This window comes from Qipengyuania pacifica, from assembly GCF_019857205.1.
Lineage (GTDB): Bacteria > Pseudomonadota > Alphaproteobacteria > Sphingomonadales > Sphingomonadaceae > Qipengyuania > Qipengyuania pacifica.
Map to the genome: position 1 here is coordinate 179,513 of NZ_JAHWXO010000007.1, position 20,578 is coordinate 200,090.

The following is a 20,578-nucleotide window of genomic DNA, read 5'->3' on the forward strand; positions in this document are numbered from 1 at the left end:
CGCGGCATCATACGCCAGGCTCGTGAGAATCCATGTCGTTACAGCAAAGGGTACTGCTTGAATGTTCACGCAATTGCAGACGCCCCTTCCGGTTCATGTGATCGGCAAAGGCGCGGGGCTGGCTTTCGCAGTGATCGATTATGGCGCGGAGCATAATCTGATATGGGTGACTGCCCTGGATGAGGGCGGCGAAATCTGGTGTGCACCCAACCCGAAGGTGCGGGTCGCGGAGAACTGGTCGCTAGGTCGTAGCAGGGACTCGATAGCTGGCGCCGACAGTCTTGCTGCCCCGGAGGGTTATACCCCTTGAACCAGAAACCGATTGCCTTCTTCGCCCATCATCAGGGCCGGGGCCACGCAAACCGGATAATGGCGATCTCCAAACACATTCCTCCCGAAAGACCTATCACCATTTTGACTGCGAAACCGGGGCAGTTTGAAAGCCTACCTCGCGAGGCTGAGCTCGTCCGGCTCCCGGACATGATCGGCGCGCCATCGCGATCCAAAGCCTTGCACGACCAGGCGACACCATCCGTTCTGCATTGCGTTCCGCTCGGCGTAGACGAGATGCGCGATCATATGGGCATTATCGCCCAAACCTTACGGGCCATCGATCCGGCCCTTTTCGTCATCGATGTGTCCGCGGAGATCGCACTTCTTTCGCGCATCATGAGCGTACCAGCCGTCACGATCCGCATGCATGGCGATCGGTCAGACATTGGGCATCTCGCGGGATACGAAGCCTGTGTGGGCATGCTCGCGCCGTTCGACGACGCCATCGAACAGGATAGCTACCCTGACTGGGCTCGCTCGCGCACCTTTTACACTGGCGGCCTCTGCACCACGAAAGATCCAATCCTCACGCGAGACGAAGCCCGCAAACGGCTGGACCTGCCGCTCGACAAGCCCATTACGTTGGTGATCGCAGGCGGCGGTGGATCGGGTACTCCATACGCTCCGTTAACCGTGGCTGCCCGGGCAGAACCCGAAGGTCTGTGGCTCGTTGCAGGCCCCGTCCACCGCGAAGGACATGAAACGGATTTCGGCAACCTGCGCGAACTCGGATGGATCGATAATCTGACGGAGTTTCTGTGTGCGGCAGACCGGGTCGTTGCATCGGCCGGCGACAATACGGTCCATGAGATCGCGAGAGCGGCCAAGCCTTTCCTCTGCATTCCAGAGTGGCGATACTTCGATGAACAACAGGCCAAGGCTGCCGAGTTGGCCCGAGTAGGTGCCGCCATCCACCTCAACACTTGGCCAGCTTCGATACCAGACTGGCAACGTGCGCTCGCAGACACGGACGGGCTGGATGATTCGAGGCTCGCGACCCTTCACGACGAGGAGGCTGCGCAGAAGGCGGCGCAATGGCTGGAAAGCGAAGCGCGCCGTTTATGGGCTAACTGAAACGGACTTCCGGCCCCTGCGTTGTCTTGGCAATCTCTGACGCTGTTGGATGGCGGATCACGGTCAGCTTATCCGCATCACGCTCTATCAATCCGCGACGTGCGAAATCGTCCAGCCAGTAATCCATGCACCACTCATGCCAGCAATCGTGGAAAAGCGTCGCATTGCGGACAATGCTCTCGAAATGCTGGAGAGGCGGTTTGTTGATTGTGTGATGCTGATGGTAACATACCGTACCCCCCAGCCAGTAAAGTTCGGCTCCGGCTCTTTCGAGGCGGCGACCGAAATCCGTTTCTTCCGCGCCATAGCCGACGTATCGTTCATCCATGCCTCCTGCGCTGTCCCACGTCTTTCCTATAAGGATGAAGGCAAGACCCCAGATTTCACCAAAGTCCTGAATAGCCCTGGTTGCGCACATGGAAAGGTCGGGTTTCGCCGGGTGGCGCTTGCCTGCCCATTCGAGTTTGGTGACATCAGGCGCGCGCTGCGTGTGGTCCAGCCAGCCGTCCGGATTACCTGGAAGGTAGCGGACCTCGGGCAGAAAGACGCCATCGGGAAGTTGGTCGACGGCTTCGATCGCGCGTTTCACAAAGTTTCGATCAGGGATGCAGTCGACATCTAGAAAGGCCAGAATTTCTCCTTCCGCCTGATCGGCCGCATGGTTTCGCGCTTTGGCCAGCGGGAGGGCATCGCCATCGATTTGCAGCAGACGAATAGGGAACGGACAGTCTGGAGGAACTCGAGGCGCTAGGTCCTGCATGAAAGCGACGACCAGTTCGTCCGGCATTCTCGCCTGCGCGCATAGCCCGGCAATCAGATGATCCAGATGCACTTGGCGTCCCCGCACCAGCGTGAGCACAGATACCGAGCGGTACGTCATTGCCAGTGCCCGGCCTCGCTGTAGTGGCGGACCCCCTCAAGCACTCCCCCAGCGTGGGTAGCAGATGCCATATAGGCATGGGAGAGCGCGGGATCATCGCCGAGGCCGTCACTCCAGTTGCCGACGATGATGGGATGAGGACATGCGCGGAGCATGGCCCGGTCGTTCCCGCTGTCGCCTGCCACGACTACCTGCGATTGAGTCATGCCCAGCGCATCTGCAACATGCAGAACGGCGGCGTGTTTTCCCACGCCTCTGGCCAGGATATCCAGATATCGGCCATGACTGGCGACGATCTCGATATCCAAACCGGCGTCGTGCATGGTTCGGCGGATTTCTTCCGGATCGTGATCGTCGAGGAAGTAACTCGCCTTGCCCTTGCGCTGTTCGAGTGGCGCCTGGGGGCGAAGGCCCAGGTCTCTGGCCAAGCATTCTATTGCTTCACCTCGCCAATCCCGCGCCACGTACTTTGCTCATGCGCTGTCTTCCGCATAGCTTCGCGTCGCGGGATCATACCAATGAATTTGGCTGCCCACGCTGCTGATGATGACGTTCGGCGTGGGAACTCCTTCTGCTGCCAGTATCGCCTGAGCGCTGTGAAAGCTGCGCCCGGTAGCAATTCCCAACGCGATCTTGGATAAGTTCTGAATTTGCCATTCGAGAAATTCGCGCAGCGCCGCCCGATCGCCCAGCAGGGTATTGTCGATGTCGCAGACAAGAAGCCGTCGATGCTCGCTGCGCGGCTTCTGAGGCTCAACCAGCTCGCGGATCAGCTTGTGATAGATGTGCGTGTGAGCTTCCCAGTCGTAGGCGGCGACTGCATCGCCTCCCGCCGATGCGTATCGAATCCATTCGCGTCGATTGGAGATAATCTCGAGACAGGCACCGGCAATCGCCGCTGGATCTTTGGGACAAACCAGAAGACCGTTCTTGCAGCGCTCCACGATATCGTTGGGCCCTCCACTATCGGTAGCAACTACCGGCAGACGCGCAGCAGCCGCTTCGAGCAGGGTCAGACCAAATGGCTCATTCAGTGCCGGGTTTACGAAAACGCCGCCACTCTCCCGGGCAAGAGCATAATAGGCCGGGATGTCTTCGGGCTCGTGCGATTTGGGATAGGCGACCTTCCCGTACAGATCGTGCGAATCGACCGCGCGGATAAGCTCCTCGCAGATCGACCGACATTCAGGCTCGAGATCGGTAATCCTGCTCCGGCAACCGGCAACGATGACCAGGTTCGCACGGTCTTGAAGAGACGGGTTGGACGCATATGCGTCTACAAGCCCAATCAGATTTTTCTTTCGAACCGGACGGGCGATGGCCAGAATGATGGGCTTTTTCGGATCTCGTAAAAAGCGCTCAACCTCTTGCTGCACCTTCGCATCTGGTGTCGCTCCTTCGAAGCGTTCCAATTCGCAGCCAGGGGGAATGACCCGGATCCGTCCCGCAGGGATCGAACCGTAATGCGCATACTGGGCTTCAGCCTCGTCGCGCGAACTCGCGATCACGGCGTCGGCGGCTTCCAGCGCCCTTTCTTCAATAGCTATTCGCCGCTCCAGCTCGTCATTGGTTCGGCCGTTGGCCTCGCGTTTGACCGCTCCCAGAGAATGTCCTGTGAAAACATAGGGAATGCCAAACACCTCCTTCGCGCGGCGAGCCAGAATGCCAGCGTCGGCGTAGTGCGCGTGGATAAGATCAGGTTTCCTACGGAGACCGCGAAGATAGGCGATGAAGGCATCGCACAGCTCGCGATGGCGATGGCGCAGGTCTTCCTTGGGAAGATAGGCTTCCTCGCCATCGGCAATCCGGACGAGACGCACCTTGTCATCACGCTCGCTCTCACCGGGTCGAAATTTATCGCCCAGTCGTGAATCCACGAACCCTCGCGTCACGAGATCGATGCGGTGAACGGACGGATCTTTTGCGCTCGCGTCAGCAAGCTCCAGCAGATATTTGATGTGACCGCCGGTGTCCGCCGTCAGCCCATAGGGAACATCCTGCAAAGTGAGACACCCTTGGAGCGCAACGTGACAAATGAACATGTGAAGACCCTTTCCAAAGGGTAGGATTCATTTATACATGCTAAGTTCCTGAAATAGCAGGCAATCTATGTTAGTTCTATGCGTATAGCTCATGTCGCACCCGTGATTTATCCCGTCCCGCCGAAGACGTATGGCGGGACAGAGCGTGTCGTCGCCGATCTTGCTTCGGCGCAGGCCAAAGCGGGGCATGAGGTCACTGTGTTCGCGCCTTGCGACAGTAGGCTAACGGACGTCGAAATAGTCGGGAGCTATCGCTCAGCCTCCGCATCTTCCGACACATATGGAAAATTGACGCCCGGCTTCCCGGCAGAATTGGAGGCGGAACAACTCGCCGATCTCGTAACGCGCGCTGCGCAGTTCGACGTCGTACACCTCCACGGCTCGGCTCATGCGAGCGGAGTATGTGCTGCACTAGGAATTCCGACATTTCGCACGGTTCACTGGCGAGCGGACGAACCAGATCACGTGCGACATTTTCAAAGCTTCCCGAAGGAACGGGTCATTGCAATTTCTCGGCGGCAAGCCTTGGACGTGCCTCGCGCCAACTTGGCGGGAGTGGTGCATCACGGCATACCGCTTGACCGGTACGCCTTCGGAGGCAGCGGCACTGACTACCTCGCCTTCCTCGGGCGAATGACTGACCAGAAACGTCCCGATCGCGCCATCGCGCTCGCCAGGCAGAGCGGTCTGACCCTAAAACTTGCGGGGCCGGTAGACCCCGGCAATCCAACATACTTCGACGACGTCGTTAAACCGCATCTTGATGCCGCTATTCAGCACGTGGGCAATGTCACGGACGATCAGAAGCAAGGTTTTCTGTCGAACGCACTGGCCCTGATGTTCCCGATCGACTGGCCTGAACCGTTCGGCCTCGTCATGATCGAAGCCATGGCATGCGGAACTCCGGTTATCGGATGGGATGAGGGTAGTGTCCGCGAAATCGTCGATGATGGGGTAACGGGTATTATCGTCAATTCGGTTGAGGAGGCGCTCGATCGTCTGCCGGAAATTCGCAACCTCGACCCTGCCATCATCCGCAAGACGTTCGAGCAACGGTTTTCGGCCGACAGAATGGCCCGCGAAATAACGGACCTCTACCGCCAGTTTGGCGCCTAACGGTCGTCCAGTGTGTCCAGCGCCAGGTCGCCGTCGCCATACAGATAGTCGCCATCGAACTCGCCCAGCTTGTTCAATGCCGCCTCGTCTTGGATGACAATCCTGCCATCGCCTTGTGGATCGAGAATTCCGCGCTCACGAAGGTTTCTGAAGCTGCGATTGGCGTGGACCGAGGTAATACCACACGCTTCTGCATAATCGCGCTGCAACAGCGGAACCGGTAGATTGGTGCCATCAAAACGCCCGACGAATTTGAGCCGCTCGATTATCTCCGAAACCAGATGCGCTATCCGCCCCTCGGCATTGAGACGCCCCAGACGGAATATCCATTCCCGATGCATGGCCGCGTCGAGCAAGGTCGAAAACCACATCGCCCGGGCCAGATGCGGGAAACGCTCGACCAGCCGGGCGATCGCCGTGTGCGGCACTTTGGCCAAGGTTACAGTATCGAGCGATGCCACATTGTGGTCGAGCCGTTTCATGGGAAAACCGTGCAGGTCGACGAAATCGCCCGTGACGTTCAGACCGACCAGTTGGCGTTCGCCCCGGCGATCATCGATATGCCGGAGCATCGTCCCTTCGATGATATAGTAGGAATTCTCTATCCGCTCGCCCCGCTCAACCAATGTTTTGCGCGGATCGAGTTTGACGACATCGACAACGGCATCCTCGAGAGCGCTCTTCTCATCCGCGCTGAGATCGTGTCGAAGCCTGCCTTTGAGGAATAGTTCGGTGCGCACAGATAGTCCCTGTTTGTTCCACGCTTCGCTATCTGCCCGGCAGGCCGGTGTCAAAGCGGGAGCAACTAACTTAAGTCAGGCAAGGTAGAATTGTGCAGAAGGTCAATCAACACTTCGAATAACCAAGCACGATGCGATTAGCTGAAGCTGATTTCACCGCGCCAGCCTGGCGGGACGTGGCACCGGCGACATGCAGCGCCGAACAACGAGCTTGCTGAAGCCTTCTTCAGATGACCCCGGCCTTAGGTGCCTAAGCTCACATCGCTATTTTGCGTTAGTTTCCGAAAGATGGTGCCAGAAGAGGCATCACATTCGAACTTCTTTTCCGTTTAATTTCTGATGTTTAGATATTTCGGTCAAGCTGAAAAGCCCGCAAAAGGCCCGCAAAATCCCTCTAATGTATTGGTTCGATGCCTTTTTTAGGACTCGGAATTTCAATTTCAAACTTGACCGCGGAGTAGGTCGTTATCCGCTTTGCGCTCCAATCTCCGCTATTTTACGGGCTGCGCGCTCTGCCCGGAAGCAGTCATCCGTTCGGTTTACTTTAAATCATCGATATTCGTTCCAGCTTCTCTTCTTTTTGGCCGATAGTCTGGGAGGGGAGGATTTGATGTAATTCCCTCAACCTGAATATCTTCGATTTTTTCACTGAGAGGAGCAAGTTCGCGACTAAGTTCGCGAAGGTCCGTTTCACCTTCAACCAAAGAATCTTCGACCGCCGGAATGCCACTCCTTATCTGGGAAAGTTTGTTTTCAGCGTTCTGCACCCCCTCCCTGAATTGGCGAAGGCGTAGTTGCGCGATAGCAGAAGCGCTCCGCCCTGAGATCCGCCGATCTGCATCTCGAAGATTATTTCCCCATCCACCAACCCTTTGCCCTAAGTCTAACAATCTTCCTTTTGTTGAGGCCAATCGTTCGTCCCAACCTTCGGCGTCCGATGCGAGTGCGGCCGTCGTGACTCGAAGCCGGACAAGATCGGAGGTGATCACCCGTTGCTTTTCTGGCTCCAGTCCTTCGTTCAGAGCGCGAATGCTATTTGCCACGGTCTCTACAGTGGCGGTCGCATCCCTCCCCAATAGTCCGGTTTCGTCCGCGGCGGGAATGATCTTTTTTCCTGACTTGTCGGTGTAAATGCCCTCACGACCCCGTCGGCCCTCGAGCACGAGCGCAGCCTCTCCAGTTATCAGATCCGTGCTGATTGTCGCTTCAAGGCCGTGGACTTTCGCCGCAGAAGGATCGAGAGTCAGAACAACGACCACGTTTTCCGGTTCATTTTCCGCCAGACGGACCGATGTTACCTGTCCCACAGGGACTCCCAATAGTGTTACAGTCGATCCCGACTGAAGGCCTTCCACGGAGCGATCAAACTTGATCTGATATGTTTCCTGATTTGGTCTGGGATCGATTAGCCACATCGCGAAAGCGATGGTCGTAAGCATCAGAATGCCAACGATCCACGCCACTAGGGAGAAGTTTGCGTTAGTTTCCATCTAGCACGCCGCCAGCGGTTTGTTCGTCCGGCAGAGGGCCGGTGCAATGAAAGTTCGCGTCCCGCATGCTCCATTCGGTTGTCCGCTATAGAACATGACCGAGGTTCGTCCCCTGGCGCAATCGCCACGAGCGGGGCATCCGGGCGCGTCGAATGTGTTTTGGTTTGAGATCGGCCTAGTCCCAACACGGGCGTGATGCCGCCCCGCCCGTGGCGACCGAATATTGCTATGACTTGCGCAAGCCGCGTCCGGTCACTCAAGCGCGAAGGCGTCATGTCTTCCAGGCCGCTGCTGGAGGATGTGATTTCAAGTCTCCTGGCGATGTCCGTCTGGTTCAGGGCAGGAGCTCTGATGAGCTGCGCCAACACACGCCACTGCGTACGATTGAGGCTCAGCGGCTGTGCTCGGTCATCGAATGCCTTGCGCGCGGCGCGGCTGATCTGGTCCATCATGAAGATCGCTCGATCATCGTGGGTGATGACATTGTCGAGTGCGAGAGTGCCCTCATCTTCTGGCATGAGACATTCCTATCGATCGGAGAAAAATAGTAAAGGACTTTCGCATTTTGTTTTGGCCGCTATATCGCTCGCGCAGCGGCTCAAACGATGGCGAGGAGCGAAATAATCATGGCGGACGAGACAGCAGGGGCTAGCGATGAAGGCGCACGTCCGACGGGGTTGTCCAGTCCGCGGGTCCGGCTGGGTCTGCTGATCGCCGGCATTCTGGTCCTGCTCGCCGGGAGCTACTGGTATTACAATCATCAGACGTACGGCAGATTCCAGCAGTCCACCGACAACGCTTATATTGCCGCCGACAGCGTCATCATCTCCCCCAAAATTGCGGGCTACGTCGAGCGCGTATTAGTGACGGAGAATCAAACGGTCGCGTCGGGCGATGCACTTGTCCAGCTGGACGTGCGAGATTATCGTGCCCAAACGAACCAGGTCGAAGCCCAGATCGCCGCGTCGCTCGCCGGAGCAGATACGGTACGCGCCCAGCAACAAGAGCAGGACGCGGCAATTGCCCAGGCCCGTGCACAGCTCGCAGCAGCATCTGCACAGGCTGGTCTCGCTGCTGAGCAGGTTGTCCGGTACCGCCCCCTTGCCGCTTCGGGAGCGGAGCCGCGCGAGAGGCTCGATCAGCTGGAGGCCCAGGCCAGAGAAGCGCAGGCTCAAGTCGCGGCAGCGCGCGCCGCGCTCACGGCGGCACAGCGCCGACAGAACACGCTTAGCGAGCAGATAGACCAGGCCAATTCGCAAGCCAACGCCGCTCGTGCGCAACTCGAGGCCGCCCGTCTGAACCTGTCATCGACCACGCTCCAGGCCAGTATTTCCGGGCGGGTGGGTGACCTCACGGTCCGACCTGGACAATTTGTCCAGCCTGGCCAACGCCTTATGAGCCTCGTACCGACCGACCGCCTCTACGTGACAGCAAATTTCAAGGAAACGCAGCTCGGACTTGTCCGCCCGGGGCAACCCGTCACCTTGGAAATCGACGCGCTGCCGGACCTCGAGCTATTAGGAAGAGTGGAAAGCATCGCCCCCGGGACCGGGGCAGAATTCTCAATCCTTCCGCCACAGAACGCGACGGGTAATTTCACCAAGATCGTTCAGCGCGTCCCGGTGCGCATATCCATTCAGGCTTCGCCCGAGATCCTGCGTCTGCTGGTGCCGGGCATGTCTGTTGTCGCGAGTGTCGATACGCGCGCCGCTAGAGACCAACTCGATTCGATCCGCAACGCGGCCGGAGACTGACCGATGGCAGGCGCCGCTGCAGCGGTTTCGCCGCCGGTCGAAAAGGCCGATGCTACGGCCTGGATCGCCGTAGCCGCCGGTGCGCTGGGGGCGATGCTGGCAACGCTTGACATCTCGATCGTCAATTCGGCGCTGCCGACGATCCAGGGGGAAATCGGCGCGACCGGAACCGAAGGCACCTGGATCGCGACAGCCTTCCTTGTTGCCGAGATCATCATCATCCCTCTGAGCGCGTGGCTGGAAAGACTGCTCGGCCTTCGCACGCTGCTCATCGTCGCGGTTTCTGCCTTCACGGCCTTTTCGGTGTTGTGCGGCATTGCCACCGATCTGACGACGATGATCATCGGTCGCACCGGTCAAGGGTTCATGGGCGGCGCGCTTATTCCAACCGCCATGACCATCGTCGCAAAGCGACTGCCTCCATCGCAACAGCCGATTGGCATGGCGCTCTTCGGAATGACCGTGGTTCTTGGGCCGGTAATGGGCCCGTTGGTGGGGGGCTGGCTTACCGAGAACCTGAGCTGGCACTACGCCTTCTTCGTCAACGTGCCCGTCTGCGCGTTGCTCCTTGCTTTACTATTCATCGGGTTACCCCATGAAAAGCCCGACTGGGTTTACCTGCGCGAGGCTGATTGGGCGGGAATAGCTGGTATGATCCTTGGGTTGGGTGGGCTGACCATCGTTCTGGAAGAAGGCCACCGTGAGGAGTGGTTCGATTCCACGCTGATCGTCCAGCTCACACTGATGACGGTCGTGGGTTTTGCACTTCTGACCTACGGACAGCTTTACGCGCGCAAACCCGTGCTCAAATTGCGCCTGATGCTCAGCAGGCAGTTTGCCAGCGTCGTGGTGATGGCACTGGCGCTTGGCATGGTCATGTATGGCTCGACCTACGTGATCCCGCAATTTCTCGCGATAATTTCCGATTATAATGCCTTGCAGACCGGACTTGTGATCTTCTGGATGGGCGTTCCGGCTTTCCTGTTGATGCCCGTTCTCCCGTTCATGATCCGCAGGATTCACATCCGCATTGCGGTCGGCGCGGGCATGTTCATCATGGCGCTAAGCTGTTTCGTCAGCATAAATCTGACAGCGGAATCGGGAGGTGGAGTGTTCACCGAAAGCCAGTTCCTGCGCGGCATCGGCATGATCCTCACGATGATGTTCCTCAACCAGGCGACGGTAGCTTCGGTTGCCAAGGAGGATGCCGGCGATGCTTCGGGCATCTTCAACGCGGCGCGAAACCTAGGGGGCTCTTTCGCGCTCGCCGGGCTTGCTTCGTTCCAGGACCAGCGCCTGTGGCATCATAGTCGGCGGATGGAAGAAACTCTCAACGCCAACAGTCCCCGGCTACAGGAATACCTGGACACCATGACGGCGTCGTTGGGCAATCCACAGGCCGCGCTGGAGATGCTTTCCGGCATCATTCAGCGCGATGCGTTCGTGATGACCTACAACGATGTCTTTTTCGCCATGGGCGCGATTACCCTGGTCACGGTGCCGCTGGTACTGTTCCTCAAGCCTCTCCCGAAGAACTTATCCCTTTCGATGCACTGAGAACTCTATGCGCAAGACCCTAACCCTCCTCGCTCCCATGGCGCTCCTCGCGGGTTGCATGTCCGGTCCCGACTATGCCGGCCCCCCGCAACTTGCGACCGACGCAGGCAATGCGTTCGTACGGGCCGGCCCCGAAATCGATCCGTTGGCGCCGATTGCCGGCGACTGGTGGACGCTGCTCGGCGATCCGGTTCTCAATGAACTTGAGGCGCGTGCGCTGGCCGGCAATCCGGGCGTGGCCGCAGCGCGCGCTCGCATCGAACAGGCAAGGGCTTCTGTCCGCCAGGAGCGCGCCAACCGGCTACCCGCCGTGGCTGCGCAGGCGACTGCGGTCCAGGCGAATATCCCAGGGCTAGATATCGGCAGCGGCCCGCCCCCGGGATCGCCCGGCGCTCCTGCAGACACCGAAGAGCAGGACAGCCTCAGCGTCTACAACCTCGGGCTCAACGCAAACTGGGAGATCGATTTCGCTGGGGGGCAGGCACGGCGTGTCGAGGCCATTAACGCTCAGGCTGCGGCCTCGGTGGCGAACGCCGAGGATGCGAAAGTCCAGCTCGCCGCCGAAATCGCGCGGGCGTATGTGAGCCTGCGAGAAGCGCAAGGGCGGCTCGAGCTTGTCCAGCGAGAGCGCGACTTGCAGCAGCAAATTCTCGAATTGACCTATCAGCGCTATACACAGGGCGCTCTCGCGCTGTTCCCGGTCGGTAACGCGAACGCCGAGCTCGAACTGCTCAAGTCGCAGATCGCGGAAGCTCAAGCGGACATCGATGTATTCAAAGACACGCTCGCGGTGCTGACGGGCGAAGCGCCCGGCGCACTCGACGGGCTCCTGGCGGCTCAGGCCGAAATTCCGCTTCCCCCCGAACGGGTCGCGGTGGGCGATCCCGCAGCGCTAATAGCGCGGCGGCCGGATGTTCGAGCCGCCGAACGCATGCTGGCCGCGGCGAATGCGCGGATTGGCGTGGCAGAGGCTGCTCGCTTCCCCAAGATTTCCTTCATGGGGATTCTCGGTTTGGGCGGATCGGAGCCCGACGACATCCTGGACCCGGGCAACTTATCGGCAATCGCTTTGCCGCGGCTACAGTGGAACCTGCTTGATTTCGGCCGCACGGCAGCATCGATCGATCAGGCCGAGAGTGCGCGCGACGAGGCCGAAGCGCGTTATGTTGAAGTGGTCCTTGGCGCACTGCGCGACGCCGAACAATCGCTTGCCCGGTTCGGGCAACAAAGAGCCAACGTAGCCGCGCTGGCGCAGATCAGTCGACAGGCCGACACGGCTGCGGAGCTTAACGAGCAACGCCGCGCCGCGGGGGTAATCTCGCAAGGCGAACTCAACACTTCGATCCGCAAGCGCGAACAGGCCAGAGCAAATCTCGATCGGGCGATCGCCGCCATGACAAATGGCTGGATCGCGATCCAGAAGTCGCTTGGGTTGGGATGGGTCGAATTGTCTCGCGACAATCGCACGTCGGTTGAGCCTGCTCCGGTCGATCGAAAATCAGTTATGAAACCTGAACAGAGTTAGGATAAGTTTTCTCAGAAGTCTGCCCCGCAGCCCCTTCCAACTTTTCCTAACGCGTCAGCACCTCGTGCACTTTGACCCAATCTTGGATCATAGGGGTCAGCATGTTTCCGCCTTTCGCAGAGTGCGTTTGCCAGTATCACCATCGGATATCCCGATTGCACTATTCGGTGACTCTTCATTGTCGTATCTATGTAAGGCCTTAAGCTTTCCGCGAGCATCTCGTAGCGACATCAACGAGCGATCGTAAAAGCATTTCGAGTGCAGCTCGCATTTGGCCGGTTCGATGACCGCCTTGTCGGTAGGCTTACGAGGCGGTCATCGAGCATTACGCCGCTCTGGAAAAGCTATAAAGTCATGGGTCGAAATACGAACTAGCTGGCACTGTCCGTTCGGGTCGTTGGGAGGACCACCAATCTCCCCGCCAACACGATCTGGACCTGTTAGAAACTGAACCCCAAAGCAACACCATATCTACGAGGATCCAAAGTGTAGATATTGGTAAAATTCCCCGAGGATGCGTCGGTCAAGTACAAGCCTGTCACCGAGCTGCTGTCGAAAATGTTCTGAACAAATCCGCGCACGAACCAACGCTCATCCGCACTGTTCAACTGCACGATCGCGTTGGCTTGCACGAATGGCTCGATCCGGTTGACCCTGCCGTTAAAGATATTGCCGTATTGCTCACCAGTCAGCGCTACGTCCACGCGAGGAACCAGAGTCATGCCATTGTCGAAAGTGGCGGTGTACTGCACACCCATCGAAACCTTCATTTCGGGGGCCTGCGGCAACTTGTTCCCTTTTAAGTTGACCTCTACGCCAGGGCTTAATACCGCAAGGCCGCTGCCCGCCGGAACGGCTCCGGCCAAGACATCGCAAATGCTGAATGCGCCGCTTGACGCAAGATTGCCGTCGTTAGGAAATTCTTCGGGACCACGAAGACCCAGAGCTGCGTTCACTCCGGCGACGAATGCGTCGGCCACGCCGGGGGCTGGCCCGGTTACGGCACAATTAGCACCGTTGCTGATATCCTTGATGATGACGGCATCAGGATCGCCGCCACCCGGGTCGCGCGGATTGGAGAAGAACTGGTCGCCGGCAACTTCCGCGTTGAGATAACTGAACGTCAAGTTGACAAGCCAATCGGGATCGGGCCGGATAACGGACTCTAGTTCCACACCCCAGATATCGGCATCGATAGTATCATTAACTGAGGTACGGGCGACGATGCGGCTAAGCTGCAACCCGCTATACTTATAGTAGAATGCAGTAGCGTTTAATTGCAGTGCGCCATTCGCAAAGGTATTTTTCGATCCGATTTCAAATGCGTCGATGGTTTCTGATCCGAAGCTTTCAGCCACATCGAAAACGGGCGAAAGGGGCGGGTTGATACCCCCGGATTTATAGCCCCTGGCATAAGATGCGTAAATCGAATTGTCAGGCGTAACTTCGTAGTCGAGCACCGCACGCCCGGTTATTTCATCGAAACCTACTTCTCTAAATTGCGTCAGCTGCTCACCTGGCGTACCAGGATCGGCATCAAAAAGACCAGAGGGACCGGTTAAGGGAGTGATCGGGCTGTCGAACGGCTCCCCGTCATTCGCGTAAGGATTGAGGAAGCTAATCAAGGTCGTGCGCGCAGTCACGTCTTTCTTGTCGTCGTTATACCGCAAACCTCCGGTGAAGGTCAGACGCTCGGTCAGGTCGACGTAGATCTCCCCGAACACACCGAAGCTCTCAAGATTAGCCTCGAGAGAATTGTTGCGGTACATGGATGTTGCGAAGTAGGATGGCGGTGCACCGCCTGCCAAAGTACCAAACGATCCCAGAATGGCACTGGCGTAGTCAAGCGCGAATGAGTTTACATAGTAACTGTTGTCGGTAGTCTTGGACTTTGCATAGATCCCTCCGAGCAGGAAATTGAATGCTCCGTCGAAATCACTGGAAAGGAGGATTTCGCCGCTCCAGGATTCGCGTTGCTCTGAAGACCTGTCGAAGGATAGCGGCGTTTCGCCGCACAATACATTACCTTCGAACGCGCCCCTGTTCCCATCATCGTTATCGGAGGTGCACAATACGCCCCCTGGGCCATTGGGGATGAGAGCCTCCACAATCGGGGTAAAATACGCCGACGAACCTGGCACGAACGCCGGTGCAGGTGCGGGGAGGCCGGTAGGCAAACCGTTGGCCGCGAAGCCGGACAACACGTTCAAGGCCGTAGCAAAGGCGGTACGATCCTGAATGCCCAGAAAGTAGTCCTGCCGGGAATCGACTTCGGTGTCCTGATAAAGACCGGTTGCAGTCAGTGTCATAGCTCCGATGCGCTGCTCGAGACGGGCCTGTAGCTGCACTTCATCGGCAAAATAGAATGGAGTATACGCCGTGTTTACCGTGCGCACATCGTCGGGCTTATCGAATCCTGCAAATGCATCGGGGCCGTACAGGCTTCCCAATCCCAGTACTGAGGGAATTCCCTGAATAGCGAAGAACTCTTGCGAACTGAGCGTTGCGCCGACTGTGGAATTGGCATTGGTGATGTCAAAGTCGCGGCGATTGTTCAGACAACCCAGCACGCCGAGCGGGTCACGCTGGCAGGCCTGCTTTTGATTACGTAAACGGGTGTCATCTTCCCTGAAATAATATGCCATGAAGTCGAGAGTGGTATCGGCACCGGGTTCAAAACGAAGAGAACCACGAACAGCGTACATGTCTCGGTCGTCGACATCCGAATTGTCGAAAAGGTTTGTGGTGTAACCGTCGCGATTCAGAAAGAATCCGGCTACCCGAACGCCGATAGAATCGCCGATCGGGACATTGACCACCCCCTCGGCCTTGATGCTGTTGTAATTCCCATACTCGAACTCTCCGGCCGCGCCGAAAGAACCGAGGTCAGGCTTGGCTGTCACAAGGTTGACAACACCCGAGGTAGCGTTGCGGCCGAAGAGGGTGCCCTGCGGCCCCCGTAGGACCTCAATTCGCTCAAGGTCAAAATATTCTGTTTCGAACAGCCGGGTACCAAAAAGAGGGGAACCATTGATATGGATAGCCGTCGCTGCGTCACACGTCACACCAACACAAAGATCGCCGATACCACGGATGGTGAAGGACGACCCGGTGAAGTTGCCCTTCGAAAATGAGACGTTCGGGAGCGTCAATTGAAGGTCAGCAGCGTTTTCGATCTGCTGGCTTTCGAGAGCCGTAGCATCGAAGGCACTGACCGCGATCGGCACCTCTTGCAGACTTTGAGATTGGCGTTGGGCCGTCACGATGATTACGGATCCTTGGGGTTCCGCCTCATCAGTTGTGGAATCCTGCGCTAAAGCCATCTGCGGCCAAGCCAAGATGGCCGAAGTGGCGAGCACCATCGCTCTCAGTGTCATATAGCATCCCTTCCCATCTCTTCAGTGCGACGATAATTGGCTCCGCCGCTTACTGCAAAATGGGGCGACCTCGAGGGTCGCCCCTTAGTCTGTGGAGAGGAGAGGGAAAGAATTAGCCCAATCCCCGTCCATGGGCATATACGTCCGCGTGATATTAGTAAAGCGCCTTATCTTTTGACCCCATGGGCCACGATCCAGATCGCACGCGGAGTGAACGTTTGCTAAAGATCAGCAATGGTTGGCGCGCTAAGCGAGTTGCTCCCGATAAAGCTTTTGCCCCAGCTGGCATCGAGACCAACGAAGCGTTCGTCGTGCCGACGGCGACAATGGTTCGGATATAGTACAAGATGAATATGAACGCCCTTTGCCCCCATCTCGCTGGCCTCTGACCAGGAACCAGCCTCTTAGTATGGGGGATCTCAGAGGCTCCAAAAGGCCAGTACCGCCCGAAGCGCAGCGACGAACGCGAGCGGCTGATCCAGCATGAGATGATGGCGTGCATCGGGCACTGCAACAATTGGTATCTTTCCCCCTCCCAGTTCCCGGATATAGCGGGCGGAATCGCGATCAAAGAGCTGACTTTTCTCGCCGTACACAATCGCTTTGCGCCCGGGCGCATCGACCAGCCTCTGGCCTACTGTCAGCCATTCGTCGGGCTTGTTGCTGCGCCGGAACACTTCGGGAGAAAACTTCCATGTCCACTCCTCGCCATCGCGGCGGAGAGAGTGATAGGCCATGTAATCCATCAGGAACGGCTCACCAACTGCCTGCGGCGGCGACAGGATATACCTCTCGCGCGCCGCTTCGTAGGTGGGGTAGCGTCGCACCGGTTTGTCAGGATTACCCGACCCGGGGCTCGATCTGCCCATGGTCCAGTATTTCTCCAGCTTTTCGGGCCGCATCACCATGAGATCGCAGACAATAACGCCGGCGAAGGCATCCGGCGATTGGGAAACGGCGGTCAGCGCTGCACCCGAGCCGAAGCTATGGGCGATGATCGTCGGTCTGCTTCCATCCGCAAACAAATCGAGCGCTTCGCTGATCTCGACAAATTCCTTTCCCCGCGCAGCTATATCGGCCACGCCGCGCATCTCGCTATCGCCCATACCGGCCAGATCGAACGCCACCACGTCGTAGTCTTCGGCAAGGTACGGTGCGATGAAGGCAAAGCAGCGGGCATGGGCGAGAAAACCGTGAGTCATGAGCAATTTGGGCCGGTCACGCCTGCCCCAGCGAAGATAATGCACCCGCGCGCCACCAACCTCTACGAAGCCTTCCTCACGGGGCACGCTCAGCGCCCAGGCGAACCATTCGGGTATATCCGCCCCGTCGCCGGCCCATACGGGATCAATATCTGTTGACCCGTCGTGGATTGGTTTCATTTCATTCATTTCGGCGCAGTCTCCATACCGGATAGTGTATTCCTGATAAAACCACGATAATCGTGCCGTGCGACATCGTGGCATAGATCGGCGTAACCAGATACGCTGGGGAAATTGATCAGTTGTCGGGGTTTGCCGGGAATATTGGCGCCCATGTACCACGATTCAGCCTTGGGGAAGAGCGTCATCGACCCTACTTGGGCGACCATATCGGTCCAGCTTCGCTCGGCCAGCGCATCGGCTTCGAAAAGGCCGATCCTGTTATCGCGCAGCCAGATCAGGAAATCGCAGATCCAGTCACCCTGGATTTCGGCGCTTGTCGGACCGTTGGAAAAGCCTGAAGGGCTGAGCGGGCCGTAGGCGAACAGCATGTTCGGAAATTGGGCGACGGCCATGCCCAGATAGGCTTTGATCTCACTCTTCCATGCTTCTGCCAGCGCCAGCCCACCGCGGCCGGTGATGTTCATGTCGATGAGCCCGCCACGACCGGCATCGAAGCCGGTCGCGAAGACAATGAGATCGCACGGGATCATGCCAGTGGCTGTTTCTATCCCGGCCTCGGTGACGCGAGTGATCGCGGTGTCGTTCAGATCGACCAGCGTCACATTGTCTTGTGCGAAGATCTCGTAATAATTCTGTTCGAGCGATGGTCGCTTGGTCCCGAAGGGATGTGGCGGCTCATCGGGAGCGAGCTTCTCGGCAATGGTCGGGTCGCAGATCCGCTCGCGCACCTCGTCACGCCAGAACTCGTAGGCGTGGCGATTGGCGTCCTCGTTCGTCAGTATGTCAGCGAAATTATGATACCAGAAGCGCAACCCTCCTCGCTGCCACAAATCCTCGAAATGCGTAGTCCGCTCTTCCTCGGTCACAGCCAGGGCCGAGATGTCCAGCGATTGGCATTCGAAACCGCCACTTGTCGTAAGCCTTTTCTGGAAGACAGCGGGATATTCGGATTTTTCGCGAAGCTGACGATCAGCGTCCAGTTTTTCCTGCCGCATGGGAAGGGCGAGAATCGGGGTTCGCTGAAAAAGCGTCAGCTGCTCCGCACAGCTTGCCGCCTCCTGCGCCACCTGTACGCCGCTGGCACCCGTGCCGATCAGGGCGATCCGGCGGCCGGAAAGGTCGATGCCTTCCTGCGGCCAGCGGGCGGTATGGCACCATTCGCCTTCGAAATCGCTAAGGCCCGGGATATCGGGAATGTAGGGTTTCGAGGCGAACCCCAGCGCCGGCAAGAGGAAACGCGCGCTTACTTTTCCGCCATCGTCGAGCTTCAATCGCCAGCAGGCGGTGTCTTCATCGAACGGCGCGCTTTCGACCCGTGTTTTCATTCGCATTGCCGGCCAGAGGTCGAGCGTATCGCAGACGTGGAGGAAATAGGCGCGCAGTTCTTCCCAGCCTGGAAATCGTTCGCTCCACGTCCAGCTTTTCCATACTTCCGCAATGGAAAATTCGTAAAGTGGAACCTGGGAATCGACCCGTGCTCCCGGATAGCGGTTCCAGTACCAGATTCCGCCCGGCTGCTCCGCTGCGTCTACCAGCAGAACATCGAACCCCGCCTGACGCAGCTTGTAAAGCAGGTATATTCCGCTGAACCCGGCCCCGACGATTACGACATCATAGTCAGGAGGGGGCGAATGGCTCACGAGGCCCCGGCACCCGCTTTCGCGATGTCTTTAGCCGTAGTATAATCCGCCTTGCCGTTTGACGCGCGCAAGGCGGTTTGCGTTGGGCAAATCGCCTTGGGCGTTTTGTAACCTGCCAGTTGCTGGCGCACGTGATCCTTGATCGCTTGCGCGTCGAAGTCCGCATCCTGGGTCAAATGCACCACAGCGGTCACCGCTTCGCCCCATTTTTCGTCAGGCACCCCGACGACAAGCGCGTCGGCAATGGCGGGATGGGTTTTGAGCACTTCCTCCACCTCCTCGGGGTAAACCTTTTCACCTGCGGTGTTGATGCAGACGCTGCCGCGGCCCAGCAAGGTCAGGCTTCCATCGGATTCCACCCGGCACCAGTCGCCCGGGATGGAGTAACGCACGCCATCGATCGTCCTGAAAGTCTTGGCCGACTTTTCCGGGTCCTTGTAGTATCCTGTGGGGATTGCGCCCTTGCGGGCAATAAAGCCGGGCACGCCGCTCCCCGCCTCGACCTTCCGGTCGTTCTCGTCGAATACGTCGCAAAATTCCCCGATCCCGAATTTCGCGGTGTTGGTGCCGCCCTGTGCGGTCGTCACCGACAAGCCGTAGCCCAGCCCTTCCGAAGCGCCAAAACTGTCCATGAGGATGACCTGGGGGATATGTTTGCACAGGCCCGCCTTTACCTGTTTACTCCACATGACGCCGGACGAGATGATCGAAATCAGGCTGCTCGTGTCCCAGCGCTTCGGGTGGGCGTCCAGCGCCTGCAGCATGGGTTTGGCAAAAGCGTCACCGACAATGGCGATGCTCTGCACCTTGTGCTGGTCCACCGCATCCCACAATTCTTCCGCGTCGAAGGATGGATCGGACAGCGTGACGATGGCCCCGCCCGACATGAGCGTGCCGATAGCAGTAATGAACCCGGTTCCATGCATCAGCGGGCACGCCGGCAAAGTGATGCGCGCAAGCTCGCCCTGCTTCACCAGGGCCACCATTTCCTCCATGGTCTGGGGAACCGGACCCAGCAGCTTTTGCGCGTCGAGCTGAGCATTGCGCATATCATCGTGTCGCCACATCACGCCCTTGGGCATGCCGGTGGTACCGCCTGTATATATGAACAGCAGGTCATCGGGGGAACGCTCGATATCGAGAGGCGCGCCGTTACCTTCTACAAGTTTTTCGTAAGGAAGCGCGAAGGAAGCGATCTGCGAAGCATCGCCGATTTCTACAAATGTATGAACCTTGGTCAACCGTTCCTTCAGTTCAAGAATGCAGTCGCGGAACTCGGAACTGTAAACAATTACCTCGCTATCGGAATCGTCGAAGATGTAGAAAACCTCCTCGGGACGGTAACGATAATTGATGTTCACGTGCGTGAGGCGGCCCTTGAAGCACGCGGCCATCAATTCCCCGTATTCGGGACGGTTGCGCATGTAGAAGGCTATCTTCGCCCCGTCGCCTGCACCTTGCGCGCGCAGATTGCGCGCCAAATTGTTCGAACGCTTCGACATTTCGGGCCAGCTAATGATCCGGTCGCCGTGAATCAGCGCCGGAGCATCTTCTGGGACCGCAGGCTCGATTGCATCAAGGATGTCGCCAAGGTTCCAGTCGATCACGTATTAATTCCTCTCTCCTTGGTGGCCACGATTTTGTCGGTAGCGTGCGCCTAATTCA

Annotated in this window: 14 protein-coding genes and 1 pseudogene; 6 read left to right on the forward strand and 9 right to left on the reverse strand. The window is 58.1% G+C overall.

The window, feature by feature from the left end:
• Positions 1-61 precede the first annotated feature (61 nt).
• A complete protein-coding gene (locus KYK83_RS12570) occupies positions 62-310 on the forward strand; it encodes a hypothetical protein (protein ID WP_222828496.1) in 249 nt (82 codons plus the stop codon).
• Positions 307-1,407: a glycosyltransferase gene (locus KYK83_RS12575; RefSeq protein WP_222828497.1), complete on the forward strand. Its 1,101-nt coding sequence runs from the start codon at positions 307-309 to the stop codon at positions 1,405-1,407. Before KYK83_RS12570 ends, KYK83_RS12575 begins: the two co-directional genes overlap by 4 nt.
• On the opposite strand, the gene KYK83_RS12580 is transcribed toward KYK83_RS12575, so the two are convergent.
• Both KYK83_RS12580 and KYK83_RS12585 read right to left on the reverse strand, forming a co-directional pair.
• Positions 1,400-2,287, reverse strand: a complete 888-nt coding sequence (locus KYK83_RS12580; protein ID WP_222828498.1) for a glycosyltransferase family 2 protein — start codon at positions 2,285-2,287, stop codon at positions 1,400-1,402. The genes KYK83_RS12575 and KYK83_RS12580 overlap by 8 nt on opposite strands.
• A pseudogene (locus KYK83_RS12585) lies at positions 2,284-4,329 on the reverse strand (HAD-IIB family hydrolase). Before KYK83_RS12585 ends, KYK83_RS12580 begins: the two are co-directional and overlap by 4 nt.
• A 102-nt stretch (positions 4,330-4,431) precedes the next feature.
• On the opposite strand from KYK83_RS12585, the gene KYK83_RS12590 reads away from it, so the two are divergent.
• The gene (locus KYK83_RS12590; protein WP_346729467.1) at positions 4,432-5,445 is read left to right on the forward strand and encodes a glycosyltransferase family 4 protein; all 1,014 of its coding nucleotides are present in this window, start codon (positions 4,432-4,434) and stop codon (positions 5,443-5,445) included.
• On the opposite strand, the gene KYK83_RS12595 is transcribed toward KYK83_RS12590, so the two are convergent.
• The 3 genes from KYK83_RS12595 to KYK83_RS17625 form a co-directional block, all read right to left on the reverse strand.
• Complete coding sequence (locus KYK83_RS12595; RefSeq protein ID WP_222828500.1) at positions 5,442-6,185, reverse strand: Crp/Fnr family transcriptional regulator; 744 nt, start codon at positions 6,183-6,185, stop codon at positions 5,442-5,444. The genes KYK83_RS12590 and KYK83_RS12595 overlap by 4 nt on opposite strands.
• A gap of 539 nt (positions 6,186-6,724) precedes the next feature.
• The gene (locus tag KYK83_RS12600; RefSeq protein WP_082837520.1) at positions 6,725-7,675 is read right to left on the reverse strand and encodes an MlaD family protein; all 951 of its coding nucleotides are present in this window, start codon (positions 7,673-7,675) and stop codon (positions 6,725-6,727) included.
• Positions 7,648-8,193: a MarR family winged helix-turn-helix transcriptional regulator gene (locus tag KYK83_RS17625; protein WP_119511589.1), complete on the reverse strand. Its 546-nt coding sequence runs from the start codon at positions 8,191-8,193 to the stop codon at positions 7,648-7,650. The genes KYK83_RS12600 and KYK83_RS17625 overlap by 28 nt, the downstream gene beginning before the upstream one ends.
• Positions 8,194-8,301: 108 nt before the next feature.
• Here KYK83_RS17625 and KYK83_RS12610 point away from each other — a divergent pair, with 108 nt between their 5' ends.
• Genes KYK83_RS12610 through KYK83_RS12620 form a run of 3 tightly spaced genes read left to right on the forward strand, consistent with a single transcriptional unit; the run spans position 8,302 to position 12,511 of the window.
• Entirely contained in the window at positions 8,302-9,429 is a 1,128-nt protein-coding gene (locus tag KYK83_RS12610; protein ID WP_063511170.1) for an HlyD family secretion protein, read from the forward strand.
• 3 nt (positions 9,430-9,432) lie between these two features.
• On the forward strand, positions 9,433-10,986 hold the full coding sequence (locus KYK83_RS12615) for a DHA2 family efflux MFS transporter permease subunit (RefSeq protein WP_063511168.1): 1,554 nt from the start codon (positions 9,433-9,435) through the stop codon (positions 10,984-10,986).
• Between the two features lie 37 nt (positions 10,987-11,023).
• Complete coding sequence (locus KYK83_RS12620; RefSeq protein WP_067506500.1) at positions 11,024-12,511, forward strand: efflux transporter outer membrane subunit; 1,488 nt, start codon at positions 11,024-11,026, stop codon at positions 12,509-12,511.
• 440 nt (positions 12,512-12,951) lie between these two features.
• On the opposite strand, the gene KYK83_RS12625 is transcribed toward KYK83_RS12620, so the two are convergent.
• The 4 genes from KYK83_RS12625 to KYK83_RS12640 form a co-directional block, all read right to left on the reverse strand.
• Positions 12,952-15,888 carry a TonB-dependent receptor gene (locus KYK83_RS12625; RefSeq protein WP_067506363.1) on the reverse strand — a complete coding sequence of 979 codons (2,937 nt, stop codon included), beginning with the start codon at positions 15,886-15,888 and terminating at the stop codon, positions 12,952-12,954.
• A gap of 419 nt (positions 15,889-16,307) precedes the next feature.
• A complete protein-coding gene (locus tag KYK83_RS12630) occupies positions 16,308-17,279 on the reverse strand; it encodes an alpha/beta fold hydrolase (protein ID WP_050599570.1) in 972 nt (323 codons plus the stop codon).
• Positions 17,276-18,913, reverse strand: coding sequence for a flavin-containing monooxygenase (locus KYK83_RS12635; RefSeq protein ID WP_067505813.1), 1,638 nt, complete (start codon positions 18,911-18,913; stop codon positions 17,276-17,278). Before KYK83_RS12635 ends, KYK83_RS12630 begins: the two co-directional genes overlap by 4 nt.
• Entirely contained in the window at positions 18,910-20,520 is a 1,611-nt protein-coding gene (locus tag KYK83_RS12640) for an acyl-CoA synthetase (protein WP_196847576.1), read from the reverse strand. Before KYK83_RS12640 ends, KYK83_RS12635 begins: the two co-directional genes overlap by 4 nt.
• Positions 20,521-20,578 lie beyond the last annotated feature (58 nt).